This is a genomic window from Bartonella schoenbuchensis R1 (assembly GCF_002022685.1).
In the GTDB taxonomy this organism is placed as follows: Bacteria; Pseudomonadota; Alphaproteobacteria; order Rhizobiales; family Rhizobiaceae; genus Bartonella; species Bartonella schoenbuchensis.
On the sequence record NZ_CP019789.1, the window covers coordinates 148,447 to 163,087 of the forward strand.

At 36.8% G+C, this 14,641-nt stretch carries 9 protein-coding genes and 3 pseudogenes; 4 read left to right on the forward strand and 8 right to left on the reverse strand.

What is annotated here, in order from left to right; translation table 11 throughout:
* Nucleotides 1-4: 4 nt before the first annotated feature.
* Complete coding sequence (fabA, locus tag BscR1v2_RS00565) at nucleotides 5-514, reverse strand: 3-hydroxyacyl-[acyl-carrier-protein] dehydratase FabA (RefSeq protein WP_007476100.1); 510 nt, start codon at nucleotides 512-514, stop codon at nucleotides 5-7.
* Between the two features lie 259 nt (nucleotides 515-773).
* On the opposite strand from fabA, the gene irr reads away from it, so the two are divergent.
* On the forward strand, nucleotides 774-1,217 hold the full coding sequence (irr, locus tag BscR1v2_RS00570) for a Fur family transcriptional regulator Irr (RefSeq protein WP_418214943.1): 444 nt from the start codon (nucleotides 774-776) through the stop codon (nucleotides 1,215-1,217).
* Between the two features lie 60 nt (nucleotides 1,218-1,277).
* On the opposite strand, the gene BscR1v2_RS00575 is transcribed toward irr, so the two are convergent.
* The 5 genes from BscR1v2_RS00575 to BscR1v2_RS00595 form a co-directional block, all read right to left on the reverse strand.
* On the reverse strand, nucleotides 1,278-1,835 hold the full coding sequence (locus tag BscR1v2_RS00575) for an SH3 domain-containing protein (protein ID WP_078689347.1): 558 nt from the start codon (nucleotides 1,833-1,835) through the stop codon (nucleotides 1,278-1,280).
* 565 nt (nucleotides 1,836-2,400) lie between these two features.
* Nucleotides 2,401-3,255 carry a C40 family peptidase gene (locus tag BscR1v2_RS00580; protein WP_078689348.1) on the reverse strand — a complete coding sequence of 285 codons (855 nt, stop codon included), beginning with the start codon at nucleotides 3,253-3,255 and terminating at the stop codon, nucleotides 2,401-2,403.
* Between the two features lie 5 nt (nucleotides 3,256-3,260).
* Nucleotides 3,261-4,634 carry a leucyl aminopeptidase family protein gene (locus BscR1v2_RS00585; RefSeq protein ID WP_078690280.1) on the reverse strand — a complete coding sequence of 458 codons (1,374 nt, stop codon included), beginning with the start codon at nucleotides 4,632-4,634 and terminating at the stop codon, nucleotides 3,261-3,263.
* 13 nt (nucleotides 4,635-4,647) lie between these two features.
* Nucleotides 4,648-5,646 carry a type I pantothenate kinase gene (coaA, locus tag BscR1v2_RS00590; RefSeq protein ID WP_078689349.1) on the reverse strand — a complete coding sequence of 333 codons (999 nt, stop codon included), beginning with the start codon at nucleotides 5,644-5,646 and terminating at the stop codon, nucleotides 4,648-4,650.
* A gap of 137 nt (nucleotides 5,647-5,783) precedes the next feature.
* Complete coding sequence (locus BscR1v2_RS00595) at nucleotides 5,784-6,773, reverse strand: asparaginase (RefSeq protein WP_078689350.1); 990 nt, start codon at nucleotides 6,771-6,773, stop codon at nucleotides 5,784-5,786.
* A gap of 200 nt (nucleotides 6,774-6,973) precedes the next feature.
* Here BscR1v2_RS00595 and hslV point away from each other — a divergent pair.
* Nucleotides 6,974-7,556 (forward strand): annotated as a pseudogene (gene hslV / locus BscR1v2_RS00600) (ATP-dependent protease subunit HslV).
* Nucleotides 7,557-8,867, forward strand: coding sequence for an ATP-dependent protease ATPase subunit HslU (gene hslU / locus BscR1v2_RS00605; RefSeq protein ID WP_078689351.1), 1,311 nt, complete (start codon nucleotides 7,557-7,559; stop codon nucleotides 8,865-8,867). It begins immediately after the preceding pseudogene.
* 1,077 nt (nucleotides 8,868-9,944) lie between these two features.
* On the opposite strand, the pseudogene pnp reads toward hslU, so the two are convergent.
* Together pnp and rpsO are read right to left on the reverse strand one after the other, a co-directional pair.
* Nucleotides 9,945-12,145 (reverse strand): annotated as a pseudogene (gene pnp, locus BscR1v2_RS00615) (polyribonucleotide nucleotidyltransferase).
* Nucleotides 12,146-12,373: 228 nt separating this feature from the next.
* Nucleotides 12,374-12,643 (reverse strand): 30S ribosomal protein S15, encoded by a 270-nt coding sequence (gene rpsO / locus BscR1v2_RS00620; protein ID WP_007476079.1) that lies wholly within the window; start codon nucleotides 12,641-12,643, stop codon nucleotides 12,374-12,376.
* A 297-nt stretch (nucleotides 12,644-12,940) separates the two neighbouring features.
* Between rpsO and BscR1v2_RS00625 the strand changes: the two are divergent.
* Nucleotides 12,941-14,568, forward strand: a pseudogene (locus BscR1v2_RS00625) (MFS transporter).
* Nucleotides 14,569-14,641: the final 73 nt, after the last annotated feature.

Sequence of the window (14,641 nt, forward strand, 5' to 3'; positions counted from 1 at the left end):
AATGTTAGTCTTCTTTAAATAAAGCAACGCGTAAATCATTGGCTTTGTAAATGGCTTTTCCATCTGCCTTCACCCATCCATCTGCTATTCCTAAGACCAAATTCCCACGTCGAATACGTTTAAAATTGATTTCATATTCAAGCAGTTGAGTTTGTGGAGTAACCATGCCTGATAATTTTGTTTCTCCTGTCGATATAGCACGCCCTTTTCCTGGTTCACCTAACCAACCAAGAAAAAAACCTGTTAATTGCCATAGTCCATCTAAGCCGAGACATCCTGGCATGACAGGGTCACCGATAAAATGACAATCGAAAAACCATAGATCTGGAGTGATGTCAAACTCCGCACGGACTATCCCTTTATTATATTCACCACCAGTTTCACTAATTTGGGTGATTCGGTGAATCATTAACATTGGTGGTGCAGGTAATTGCGCATTACCTTTACCAAACATTTCACCGCGAGCACAGCTTAGGAGCTCTTCATAAGTGTAGCGAGACTTTTGTTCAGCCATTGTTACTCCATTTATCTCCGTGTATTTCATTGTGCTTTTTCAACTTATTTTTAAAGCAAATTTGAGGGAGAAGGAAATAATTTTATATGATTAAAGACCTTTTTTATATATTTTTATTATGAAAGGCTATTTTTGATAAAATCAAGAATTTATATTTTATCTTCCTCATTTTCTTGAATGTCAACCTTACTTGAATATAAATGTAATGCAGTTTATATTGCGTCAATAAGCATAAACGATTTAGGATTTATGAAGAAAAATAGTTCGTGAGAGAGTTGTGAATTATTATTCCTTACCTGAATTAGAAAAGCATTTACGTCAAAATGGTTTGCGACCAACGCGCCAACGATTAGAGCTCGCCAAAATGATTTTTTCTCAAGGCAATCGCCATATTGCGGCTGAAGAGCTTTATGAAGAGGCGGTTAAATCAAATGTTCCTATATCTTTAGCGACGGTTTATAATACACTTCATCAATTTACGGAAGCTGGTTTATTACGAATTATTGCTGTAGAAGGTTCAAAAACTTGGTTTGATACGAATACATCTGATCATTATCATTTCTATATTGAAGGTGAGAATCGTATTCTTGATATTCCTTGTAGTTTAAAAGGGTCTCCTATTATTGAAAATTTGCCTCAACCACCAGAGGGGATGGAAATTTCGCATGTTGATTTAATCATTCGATTAAGACCCAAAACTTAGTTGATATTAGAAATTAAACAGTTTGATACATGAAAATTAAGTGCAGAAGCTGGAAAATCATTAATTTTTGATTTTTTCACCAGGATAAATTCCCCATAATTGGGTTTGATGAAGCCATCCGCGAATGTTGCGAATATCTAGTTCACACCAATGCCCGTCACATTGACGAATATTCCCGATAATATTGGGTTCTACTTCTGCTAAAAGTTTTGCATTATCTGTTGGGGTTTGGCGTACCATAAGTCTTTTTGTTTTATCTTTTTGCCACGGAATAGTTATAGCAGTTCGTTTTCCCGATAAAAGCGATTGATAGACCCATCCTTCGTCTCCTTCAGCGTCACGAATTTTGCGCCATTGATCATATTCTTGAATAATTTCAATAGGCAAGCCCTGCTTTTGATAGGTATAGATAATAGGATAATTACTTCCCGGTCCCACGCGTACATTAACACGTGCAGGCTTGATCGAAGCAAATCGTGGAAGTGGTAAACCACTTGGACCCAAATTTTGATTGGATGCTTGTGCATGCGAAAGAACAAGAGAACTAAATAAAAATTCTCCTGTTATTAATACACATGATAGGAATGTTGAAAATCGAAACCAGATGGAATTTTTCACTTTTCAACCTTTTTTTATTCTATGCTTTTTGTATTTTTGTAATTTAACATTTGGAAAATAGGTCCGAGACTTATTTAATATGGCATATGTTTAGTTAAAGAGGTTTAAATTAATTGAGCAATTATGATAAAATTTATGAACAATACTAAAACATTTGAAGATATAGATGTACTGTAAGTACAGATTCATCATAATATTACAGTAAATTTTCTTCTTTTAATAAAGCAATGTATAGACGAACTTTTTGGCATTCATTTGATTAAATGATACAATTTATAATACACAATAATAAAAGTTATTTTTAATGCTTTGATGCTTATGTGTAAGCTGTCTTATGGGGGAAATACGTAAAATTATAAACGGAAATGTTTTAGTTGAAGTACGTAAATGAAAAGCCTTATAACAGAGGGTAAACTTTATATGTTTAAAAAAGTAAGTGTAGAATTCAGCTCTGCATTAATGAGTATATAAAATCAAATTATTGTTTTCCACATATGATAATAATAATTGCGTTGTTGTGTTTTTTTAAACTCTCTCTCATATGAGAGAACGTATATTATATTTTCTAGATTGGTCGACGTTTTGCTATGAGATGCTGATTTTTCTTAGCAAAATATGCGATAGCTTCTTCTAATGGTTCGATCATAACATCCATAGATTTGCCATTTGCGTGAATGATATTTTGGTGATCGACCATAATAGCAACATGGCCTTTCCAAAAAATCAAATCACCCCGTTGAAGATTTTCATCGTCTGTCAATTGTTTTCCTATGGTTTTCTGTTGCATATCGGCATCTCGTAAAACCATTTGACCGGTCATCATCATGGAAAGCTGGACCAGTCCCGAGCAATCAATACCAAAACCACTGACACCACCCCAAAGATAAGGTGTGCCGACAAGAGTTTGCGCAACTGTAACGTAATCTTCATAGAGATATTCAATGGGCTTAAGGTGACAAGAAACAATAGCTTTTCCATTTTCAAGGATAGAATACATTGTATTTCGTGTCTCAATTTCATCAACGACACTTACTTTGCTTCCCATGGATAAGGCACTTTCTATTGGTCCACGTAAGTCAGCTTGTAAATATTGAAAGGTGCGCGGTACTGCAACGATATGAGTTTGTTTTATAGTTGGTGTACAAAGAATTTTTGTATCGATATAACCCACATAGTTGTCTTTGAGTGATTGCCCCCATGACATGATTTCTCCTTGTTCAAAGATTAAAAGCTCTTCTCCAAAAAGGCATTCAGTTTGCCTTTCGCTTTTTTGACTTTTATCCTTAAACAAACCGGCAACTGCTGTATTAACGCGTTTTTTTTCTCCTTGAATAGGGCGTTGAGCTGTCATTTCTTTTATAATGTGCTGATCTGCAAGATCATTTCTGAATGGATATAATCGTGGATCTTTATGTGTCATCTATGTTAACTTTGGTCTTTGAAAAGATGATAAAGGGCACGAATAACTTGTGCACTACCACCAGTAGGATAACCTGGTTTTTCTCTTGGTATCCACCCGTACAGATCAAAATGAGCAAAGTGTTGGGTTTTTTCAACAAAAGAGTTGAGAAATAAGGCAGCAGTTATAGAGCCAGCGAAGTTATCCCGAGTTACATTATTAAGATCAGCAATCGGTGATGATAATTTTTCTTTATAAGGTTGCCAGAGTGGCATTTGCCAAAGAGGATCACTAACACAGTTGGCAGCTTGAGAAATTTTTTGTGCCCATGATGAGTCATTACAATAAAATGCAGGAAGATCTGGACCTAACGCTATGCGAGCAGCCCCTGTTAAACTAGCCATACAAAGCATGAATTGAGGTTTGTTTTCATCACCATAGGTTAATGCATCGGCAAGAATAAGTCGACCTTCAGCGTCTGTATTGCCAATTTCAATGCTTAGTCCTTTTCGACTTTTTAAAATGTCACCTGGCCGAAAGGCGTTACCCGAAACTGCGTTTTCAACGGCTGGAATCAGAACCTGTAAACGGAAAGGTAATTGTGCATCCATAATAAGCTTGGCTAAACCTAAGACATGCGCACTACCACTCATATCTTTTTTCATTAACAGCATGTTGTTGGCTGATTTAATGTCTAATCCCCCAGTGTCAAAGGTCACGCCTTTACCAACTAATGTTATTTTAGGATGATTTTCCTGCCCCCATTGTAGTTCAATAAGTCGTGGTGCAATATTGCTTGCCCGCCCTACGGCGTGAATCATTGGAAAGTTTTGTGTAAGGAGTTCGTCTCCACAAATGCTTTTGACGTGAGCATTATAAGTTTGCCCTAGTTGGTGGGTTGTGGCCTCCAGAGTATCAGGGGTCATGTCATTGGCTGGAGTATTGATAAGATCACGGACAAAAAAGACTGTCTCATAAATTCGTTTGAGTTCATTAAGATCAATTGTGTCATGAACATGAATCGATAATGATTTGGAAGAAGGATTTTGGAGATAGCGGTTAAATTGATAGCTTCCTAATGCTAATCCTAAATAAGTATTTATTTCGTTTGCGGCTGATCCTTGTAAATGCCAATGGCCGGCGGGCAGATGTTTGGCAAGAAGCCCTGTGATAAAAGGTTCTTCACCATTGCCAATTCCAAATAAAACTTTTTTTAATTGTCCTGTTTCATGAGGAACAAATAATATTTGCCCTGCTTTTCCAGTAAAATTATTGACTTTCATCCATTTGGTTGTTGATGCATCAAAAGGTAAGTCAGCACAATTTTCTTGGCACACTAAAATAATAGGGCAGCTATTGTCAGCACGTGTTGAAGTGAAATTAATTTGGTGTTGAAGCATATCTATTTGATCCTTATAGTTTTCGAAGTGCGACATATTCGACTAAATGGTTTCTTCCTTTCCGTAGAATAAGGTTAGCCCGTGGCCGTGTTGGCAATATATTTTCCTGTAAATTTTTTAAGTTAATTGTATGCCAAAGATTTTCAGCGATTTTAAAAGCTTCTTCTTCACTTAAGAGTGCATAACGATGAAAATAAGATTCAGGATTTTGAAACGCTGTTTTACGTAAACGCTTGAAACGATCTAGATACCAATGGCGAATCATTTCTGTTTCAGCGTCTACATAGATTGAAAAATCGAAAAAATCTGAAACAAAAGGCATAATTTTTTTATCATTGAGAAAATTACTGACCTGAAGCACGTTAATACCTTCAACGATTAAAATATCAGGGCGGTCAATGATAGCTTCTTTATTTTCTACAATATCGTAGGTCATATGTGAATAAAGCGGCACGCTGACATTACCAATACCAGCTTTTATGGCAGAAAGAAAGCTCAGCAATTTTTTAATATCATAAGAATCAGGAAAACCTTTACGATTCATACGATTTTTCTTCTGTAACACAGCATTAGGATAGAGAAAGCCATCAGTTGTTACAAGGTCGACTTTAAAGCTGGATGTCCAGCGCTTCAAAAGTTCTTGAAGGATGCGTGCAGTGGTTGATTTTCCTACTGCAACAGAACCGGAAATTCCAATAATAAAAGGAGTTTTTATTGTGTCTTCTTGGTACAAAAATTGTTGTCGTTTTTGGAAGAGTTTTTGCACTGCTTCAACGTGGCATGATAACAAACGCGACAACGAGAGATAAATGCGTTGTACTTCTTCAAGATCAATAGGATCGCCAATTGATCGTAGACGCTTAATTTCATCAAAAGTTAAAGTAAGTGGTGTATCTGCACGAAACTGTGACCATTCTTGTGCAGTAAAGACACTATAAGGAGAATAAGGGCCAGAAATGTAGTTGATCAGATCATCTCCTTGATTGGTTTTTGACAAATTGATATCAATCATTTTTTACCAGCCAAGGATTTTTGCTGGATTGCTTTTTTTGCAATAGCAATACTTGAGTATGAAAAGATAGGGCGCTTTATTGTCAGAAATATTTTATTGTGCATATTCTCTTCATTTAAGATAATCAACGGGTTTGCTCAACTTATAGTCCAATCATTCCAATACATATTAATTTGTTCTCGTGATAGACCTTGTGCTAAAAAAGCCCATAAAAGTAAACGCGCTTTCACTGCGGATAAATAACCTGACATTAAGGCGCCAGAAGCGATCATATCGATTTCTGAACCTTTATAACCATAGGTTGTTTTAGCTGTTGAGCCATTATAAGAACGGCTTGCGATGATAATTGGAATTTTCTTGGCGTATTGTCGTACAATGTCTGCTTCTTGAAAAGAGCAATGACCCGCACCAAAACCAGCTATAACAAGACCTGCATAATGTCCACTTTCAAGACAGAATTTCATTAAGTTTGTATCAGATGAGAGAGAGGAGTGCAGGAGTGCAACTTGGTGATTATCCTTTTTGGGAAAAGTAAAAGTTGTAGGGAAGAAGTTTTGATCGTTGAAGTAAATAAGTTTTCCTTCCAAAATGGTCCCTAAAGCGCCTGCTAAATCTGACTGAAATGTTTCAACCTTGACAGTATGGCTTTTTTGCACCCAGTAGGGTGAATGAATAGTGTCGTTGATCACAACCAAGACACCTCTGTTACGACTTTGTTGATCAGCAGCAACGCGGGTTGCAGCTAAAAGATTAGCCGGCCCATCAGCACCTGCATTACAGGGCAGACGCATAGCGCCAGTTATAACAAGTGGTTCAACTTTATTCCAGTAAAGGGAGAGAAAAAAAGCTGTTTCTTCTAGTGTATCAGTACCTTGTGTTAAAACAATACCATCGGCACCGGCTGCAATTTGCTGTGTTGCCCATTCTATTGTTTCAAAAAGAATTTTAAAAGATAAAGATCCACTTGGTAATTGTGTTAATGTTTGAGCATAAATATCAGCAATGTTTTTTAAATCAGGAACACTTTTTATAAGGATATCTGAAGTTAAAGTTGGTTGCATTTTTCCAAAACTATCGGGCGCCATTGCAATAGTGCCACCCAATGTTCCTATGGCTATTTTTTTCATAGTTTGCCCTTTAGAAAATGCAGATTACATGTGAAAGTTATTTAACAACAATTTAAGTTAGCAGCAACGGTATCATTTTCTTATTTAAATAATTGAGTTAAGCTCAGTCGTTGTGTTTTGCAATATATGTTCTTAAATAAAGAGATAGATAGTTACATTTTATGTCTGATAAAGGGAAGCAATATTAAGGAGTTTTCTTAATGACAGAACATAAGTCTGATAGAATGTATGGTACAACTATTGTTACTGTACGAAAGGGTGATAAAGTAGTTATGGCTGGTGATGGTCAGGTTTCACTTGGGCAAACCATTATGAAAGGTAATGCACGTAAAGTGCGTCGTCTTGGGAAGGGTGGAACAGTTATTGCTGGTTTTGCAGGCGCTACAGCGGATGCTTTCACATTGTTAGAAAGATTGGAAATTAAGCTTGAACAGTATCCTGATCAGCTTATGCGTGCGTGCGTAGAGCTCGCAAAAGACTGGCGAACTGACCGTTATTTGCGTCGTCTTGAAGCAATGATGCTTGTGGCTGATAAAAAAGTAACTTTGGCTTTAACAGGTCTTGGAGATGTATTAGAACCAGAAGATGGAATCATGGCAATTGGTTCTGGGGGCAATTTTGCTTTATCGGCTGCGCGGGCACTTATAGATACGGATTTGGATGCAAAAGCTATTGCGTGTAAGGCGATGAGCATTGCTGCTGAAATTTGTGTTTATACCAATGGCAATTTCACGATTGAAACATTGGATACAGAATTATAATTCTTTAGAGAAAGCTATTTGAATGTGTGTTGTATTTTCTCCTCGCGAAACTGTTTCTGAACTTGATCGTTTTATTATTGGTCAAAAAGACGCTAAACGTTCTGTTGCTATTGCTTTGCGTAATCGGTGGCGTCGGCAACAACTTGAAGGACAAATGCGTGAAGAAGTTATGCCGAAAAATATTTTAATGATAGGGCCGACAGGTGTTGGTAAAACAGGAATAGCACGTCGATTGGCAAAACTTGCTGGTGCGCCTTTTGTTAAAGTAGAAGCCACTAAATTTACCGAAGTTGGTTATGTTGGGCGTGATGTTGAACAAATTATTCGTGATCTTGTTGAAATAGCAATTTCTCTTGTACGCGAAAAAAAGCGGGATGAAGTGAAAGCTAAAGCCCATATGAATGCTGAAGAGCGGGTTTTGGATGCCCTTGTTGGCAAAACGGCAAGTCCTGCTACACGTGATAGTTTTCGTAAAAAATTACGCGAAGGTGAATTAGATGAAAAAGAAATTGAGATTGAAGTAGCCGATAATAGCAGTAATGGTACTCCCACCTTTGATATTCCTGGTATGCCTGGTGCACAAATGGGTATTATGAGTCTATCAGATATTTTTGGCAAAATGGGGACTCGTACAAAAATCCGCAAAACAACTGTGCGGGATGCTTTTAAACCATTAATTGATGATGAATCTGAAAAACTTCTTGATCAGGATCAAATTATTCAAGAAGCATTGCGTGTGGCTGAAAATGATGGAATTGTTTTCATTGATGAGATTGATAAGATTGCAACCAGAGACGGTGGAGCAGGTGCTACTGTTTCACGTGAAGGGGTTCAGCGCGATCTTTTGCCTTTAGTTGAGGGAACAACAGTTGCTACTAAATATGGGCAGATAAAAACGGATCATATTCTTTTTATTGCTTCTGGTGCGTTTCATGTATCCAAGCCATCTGATTTGTTGCCAGAGCTTCAAGGTCGTTTGCCTATACGTGTAGAGTTAAATGCTTTAACGAGGGAAGATTTACGGCGTATTCTTACCGAACCTGAAGCAAGTTTGATTAAGCAATATATTGCTTTGATGGCGACAGAAGAGGTTCATTTAGAAATTACAGATGATGCAATTGATGCTTTGGCTGATATTGCTGTTGATTTAAACGCAAGGATTGAAAATATTGGAGCACGTCGCTTGCAAACAGTGATGGAGCGTGTTCTAGATGAAATTTCTTTTACAGCGCCTGATAAAGCTGGTACTTCATTTAAAGTTGATGCTGCTTATGTCAAACAATCTATAGGTGATCTGGCGGCTGATGTCGATCTTTCACGTTTTATTCTTTAAAAGGTTATCGCTTGTTGTCATCTTTTCGTTGTGCTTCGATAACTTTTAAAACTGTGTACTTTTTATATATCAAAACTTTGTGAAAGAGTTTTTTACACTCTTTCACAAGAGTAGATTGGTTAGCAACAATAAAATAAGCTGCTTTCTTATTTGAAGGATTTTGCAGATATTGATAATCGCAATACTGTCTTTATAAGATGAAGATATTTATGTTTTGTTGTATGAGACCGTGGATTTGAAATGATTGTATTGTGAAAATCTGTGATAAACTCGTAAACAAGATCGTTCTAATAAAAAACCATGAAAATAATAGCTGTTAATTATTACATGTGTTTTTGGCTGCTTTTTGTTATGATTAATTTCATAAAGATTAAGTGCAGGCTAGGTTTTATTTATTTTCTTAGGTTTTTGCATAAGAAAGAAGTCTTAATCTTTCTACTAAAATAAAAGTTTTCCAGAAATATACAAAATAGCAAATATGGCAGATTCTTTCTGGAACAATGACGACCATAAAAACATGCCAAAATGTTATGAAATTTATTTTCAAAACTGAGTAGTGGTGAACGAAACGATAAATATTGTATCTATCTATATAGATTGTGATACTTAAAACCAAAATACAAGGCTTTGATTTTGGGTAATTTGTCACTAATATAATTTATCTATTTCATCATTGAAGTGATGTTTGCTAGCTTTATCTTTGTTGATGACAATTTATATACTTGGTTTGATCTATTTAGACAAATCCAAGAAGTAGTTTTTAGCGAGGATCACGGTATTTATCAAATTGTAAAAGCACACCATCATAGGCAAATATTTAGCTTGTTTGCAAAAGAGACGGAATTTGACATTGGTAGATTTTAAGAAATTTAATTACTAAGACAATTATACTTTAAAAGTTTGTATTTATTATTCATTGAGTATCTTAATTAAATCAGAAAACGGCCAATATTCATTTGGGTTAAGTTGAAGGAATTCATATTTTTCAAGATAACAACAGTGACACATTGGGTTCTTTCAAAAAAAATGCTATCCTAACGTGAGGATAGCATTTTTTTCATGATAATAAGAAAAAACTCAGTTTTCTTTTTTCTTACTGCGGCGTTTTCGTTCAGTGTTACTTTTTTTATCAGAACTATTTTCTTTTTCTGTCTTTATTGAATCATCGAGAGAAGTTTCTTTCCCAGTTTGTTGGTCAACAACTTTCATCGATAATCGGATTTTACCGCGTTCATCAAAGCCCATTAATTTAACCCAAACTTTATCACCCTCTTTAACGATATCAGTTGTTTTTTCTACGCGTTCTGATGCCAGTTGGGAAATATGAACAAGTCCATCGCGTGAGCCAAAAAAGTTCACAAATGCGCCAAATTCTGCAGTTTTTACAACTGTTCCTTGATAAATGGAACCAATTTCGGGTTCATCAACAATCGAATGAATCCAACGTTTTGCTGCTTCAATGGCTTTAGCATCGGTAGAAGCAATCTTAATTGCACCATTATCTTCAATATTAATTTTAGCTCCAGTTTGTTCGACGATTTCCCGAATTACTTTTCCACCAGAGCCAATAACATCACGAATTTTATCTACAGGGATGTTCATCATTTCTATACGTGGAGAAAACTCGCTTAGTTCATCACGTGCGCTGGTTAAGGCTTTTGACATTTCATTGAGAATATGGATTCGACCGTCTTTGGCTTGCTCAAGTGCTATTTTCATAATTTCTTCGGTAATACCATCGATTTTAATGTCCATTTGCAAAGACGTGATACCATTTTTTGTACCTGCTACTTTGAAGTCCATATCACCAAGATGATCTTCATCGCCTAAAATGTCAGACAAAATAGCAAAACGTTCACCTTCTTTAATCAAGCCCATTGCAATACCTGCAACAGGCCGAGCTAAAGGAACACCTGCATCCATGAGCGCAAGTGAAGTTCCACAGACAGTTGCCATTGAAGATGATCCATTAGATTCAGTAATTTCCGATACAGCACGAATAGTGTAAGGGAAAGAGTCTTTTGTTGGCAACATTGGGTGAATAGCACGCCATGCCAATTTACCATGACCAATTTCTCGACGACCAGGAGAACTAATACGTCCTGTTTCACCTACTGAAAAAGGTGGGAAATTGTAATGAAGTAAGAATGTTTCTTTGTACGTTCCTGTTAATGAGTCAATATATTGTTCGTCTTCACTCGTTCCCAAGGTTGCTATAACAAGTGCTTGTGTTTCACCACGGGTAAACAGTGCTGATCCGTGTGCACGAGGCAAAATACCAACTTCTGATTGAATTGAACGGACAGTTGAAAGGGTGCGTCCATCAATACGTTTTCCAGTATCAAGAATATTTTGGCGAACAATTTTAGCCTGTAAATGCTTGAAAACAGTGGCAATTTGATCAGCATTAAATTCACAATTTTCCTCTATTTTCGACATAAATTTGTCGACAACTTCTGCTTTAATAGCGTCAATTGCAGTGTGACGTTCTTGTTTATCGGTGATTGTATAAGCTTTTTGGAGGTCTTTTTCGACCATTCCAAGCATAGTTGTTTCAAGGTCAGATAAATCTTCTGGAATAAAATCGCGCGGTTCTTTTGCAGCAACTTCAGCAAGTTTTATGATAGCGTCAATAACCGGTTGAAAACCTTTTTGACCAAATATAACAGCACCAAGCATGACATCTTCAGGTAATTCTTGCGCTTCTGATTCAACCATTAACACGGCATTTTCTGTTCCGGCAACGACAAGATCAAGTTTTGATTCGGGCATTTCATCAATGTGAGGATTGAGAACATATTGCCCATTACAATAACCAACGCGAGCACCAGCGATAGGACCTACAAAAGGAATGCCTGATAAAGTTAATGCAGCAGAAGATGCAATCATAGCAAGAATATCAGGGTTGTTTTCTAAATCATGCTGTATAACAGAGACAATGACTTGAGTGTCATTTTTATAACCGTCGACAAAAGAGGACGAATCGGACGATCAATCAAACGTGAAATCAATGTTTCATTTTCACTCGGCCGGCTTTCGCGTTTGAAATAACCACCTGGTATTTTACCGACAGCATAGGTTTTTTCTTGATAATTAACGGTTAATGGAAAAAAATCTTGATCTGGTTTTGGATTTTTTGCTGAAACGACGGTTGCCAAGACGATGGTTTCACCGTAGGTTGCAAGAACTGCACCATCAGCTTGACGTGCAATTTTTCCTGTTTCGAGGATGAGTGGCCGACCGGCCCATTCAATTTCTACCTTATGGGTTTTAAACATTTTTTATCCTTAATGGCCAGTGTTCACGTTCTAATTTTGTATGTTTTCTTTCAAATGTGGGCAAGACAACAAGATGCTTCTGTTCTTTCGCAAAGATAAGAATAAATCACAATTGAGATACGAAGCAACTGGCAATCCTGCCTTATGAAAATTTTTATCAATTTTGAAGATGAAAGCAGTAAGCTGACATAAATGGATGTTTTTGTAAAAACACCCATTTACTTTATTTTAGCGACGCAAACCTAGTTTTCCGATCAATACCTGATAGCGATCTTGGTCAATTTCTTTAAGGTAATCAAGAAGACGACGGCGTTTAGAAACCATCTTTAAAAGGCCACGACGAGAATGATTGTCCTTTTTGTGAGATTTAAAATGATTAGTTAAATTAGAAATACGTTCAGAAAGAACAGCAACTTGCACTTCTGGCGAGCCTGTATCACCGGTTTTAGTTGCATATTCTGTAATGAGAGCGTGTTTACGTTCAGCTGTAATCGACATCATATCATCCTTTCAAAAAATGAGGAAACAACAGTCACCCATAGCCGAGATGTCGTCCAGCGAGGGTCTATGAAAAAACAAGAAGAACAAAAATTCTTACTTGCTTTGGTATTTATATAAGAAAGAAGAACAAAATACTAGCCCTTGAAAGTATATTGAAGATCTTCTTTAGAAATAAAGTTGTTTAGTTTAAGGCTATTTTATGAAATATGGCATATCTATTTGAGAGAAAGATTGCAGCTTTGCGCAATGTGTTTATGGTAAAAGAAGATTAGACTGCCGATTTGGAGACAAAAGATGCAGAAAATTTCAACGTTAGAGCTTTTTCGAAATTCAATGTTTCGAAATTTATGGTCAGCGAATCTCATTTTTAATTTAGGAGTTGTTATACAAGCTGTAGGGGCAAGCTGGTTGATGACTTTGATTAGTTCGTCACATTTCATGGTTGGGCTTGTTCAAGGTGCTACAGTATTACCGCTTGTTGTTTTTTCTCTGATGGCAGGAGCATTAGCCGATAATTTTAATCGGCGTCAAATTATGTTATTTGCACAAATAGTTATGATAATTGTATCAATTAATTTGACTGTTTTATCCTATTTAGGATTGATAACGCCTTGGCTTTTACTGTGTTTCACATTTTTGATTGGGTGTGGGCTTGCTTTTCATAATCCTGCTTGGCAAGCAACAATGGGGGATATTGTCAGTAGAGAAAATATCCCTGCTGCTGTTACTCTAAATAGTATTGGTTTTAATTTAATGCGCAGTATAGGTCCTGCTATCGGAGGAGCTGTTATTGCTGCTCTAGGTGGAACGGCGGCTTTTTTATTAAATGCTATGAGTTATATTCCTTTAACGAGTACTTTATTTGTATGGAAACCCAACTATAAGACCAATACATTACCATTGCCACGAGAGAAATTTTTAGGGGCTATAGCAGATGGTCTGCGTTATGTTGTGATGTCGCCTAATCTTTTAAACGTTATGGCCAGAGCGTTTCTTTTTGGTATCGGGACGATTTCGGTTTCTGCTTTATTGCCAATTGTTGCATGTGACATTCTTGGGGAGGTGCCCTTCTCTACGGTACGTTACTTGGTTGTTTTGGTATAGGTGCGATTACAGCTGGCTTTGTTAACTCGTATATACGGCATTGTTTTAGTTCAGAAACGATTGTTGCAACTTCATTTATTGGCTTTTCTTTTGTTTGCTTTGTTTTAGCAATCAGTCGTTCAATTGTTGTAAGCCATCTTGTTTTATTTCCTGCTGGTTTATTCTGGGTTTTAGCGTTGTCGCTGTTTAATACATCTGTACAACTTTCCACACCACGTTGGGTTGTTGCACGTGCTTTAGCACTTTATCAGACTGCATCTTATGGTGGTATGGCAGTTGGTAGTGTGATCTGGGGTGTATTTGCTGATGCTTATTCTCCAACAGTGGCTTTGAGTGTTTGTGCTCTCTTCTTAATTTTAGGGGCTCTTGCGGGTATAAAGTTTAAAATCCAAGAAATTCCTCAGATAGATTTTGATCCACTTGATCAATTTAAAGAACCACAAGTTTTGCTTGACTTGGAAGCATGCAGTGGCCCTATCATGATTATGATTGATTATCAAATCAATGAAAATGATCTTGAAGAATTTCTTGAAGTTATGGCACGTCGTCGTCATATTCGTCGACGTGATGGTGCTCGCCAATGGGTTCTTGTACGTAACCTTGAAAAACCTGGCTATTGGACAGAAGTTTATCATATGCCAACATGGGTAGATTATTTACGCCATAATTATCGGGCTATAAAAGCAGATGCAGAAGTGAATAAACATCTTGATCGATTAAATTGTGCACCCGATGGTATAAGAGTACATCGTATGATCGAATGGCAAACAGTACCACAGGCTGATGAGGTATATTTGAAGTTTCCTACAGAGCAATGATTTTAGTAGAACAGCTTGGATATAAAGTAGTAAAATAGATCAATTGTTCGTAATAAGTGTAAGAGAATATTTC

Excerpts from the sequence above, each read along its gene's own strand:
- coaA (WP_078689349.1), bottom strand. The coding sequence starts at position 5,646 with ATGATTGATATCAATTTGTCAAAAACCAATCAAGGAGATGATCTGATC.
- BscR1v2_RS00580 (WP_078689348.1), bottom strand. The coding sequence starts at position 3,255 with ATGACACATAAAGATCCACGATTATATCCATTCAGAAATGATCTTGCA.
- fabA (WP_007476100.1), bottom strand. The coding sequence starts at position 514 with ATGGCTGAACAAAAGTCTCGCTACACTTATGAAGAGCTCCTAAGCTGT.
- BscR1v2_RS00595 (WP_078689350.1), bottom strand. The coding sequence starts at position 6,773 with ATGAAAAAAATAGCCATAGGAACATTGGGTGGCACTATTGCAATGGCG.
- rpsO (WP_007476079.1), bottom strand. The coding sequence starts at position 12,643 with ATGTCGATTACAGCTGAACGTAAACACGCTCTCATTACAGAATATGCA.
- BscR1v2_RS00585 (WP_078690280.1), bottom strand. The coding sequence starts at position 4,634 with ATGCTTCAACACCAAATTAATTTCACTTCAACACGTGCTGACAATAGC.
- hslU (WP_078689351.1), top strand. The coding sequence starts at position 7,557 with ATGTGTGTTGTATTTTCTCCTCGCGAAACTGTTTCTGAACTTGATCGT.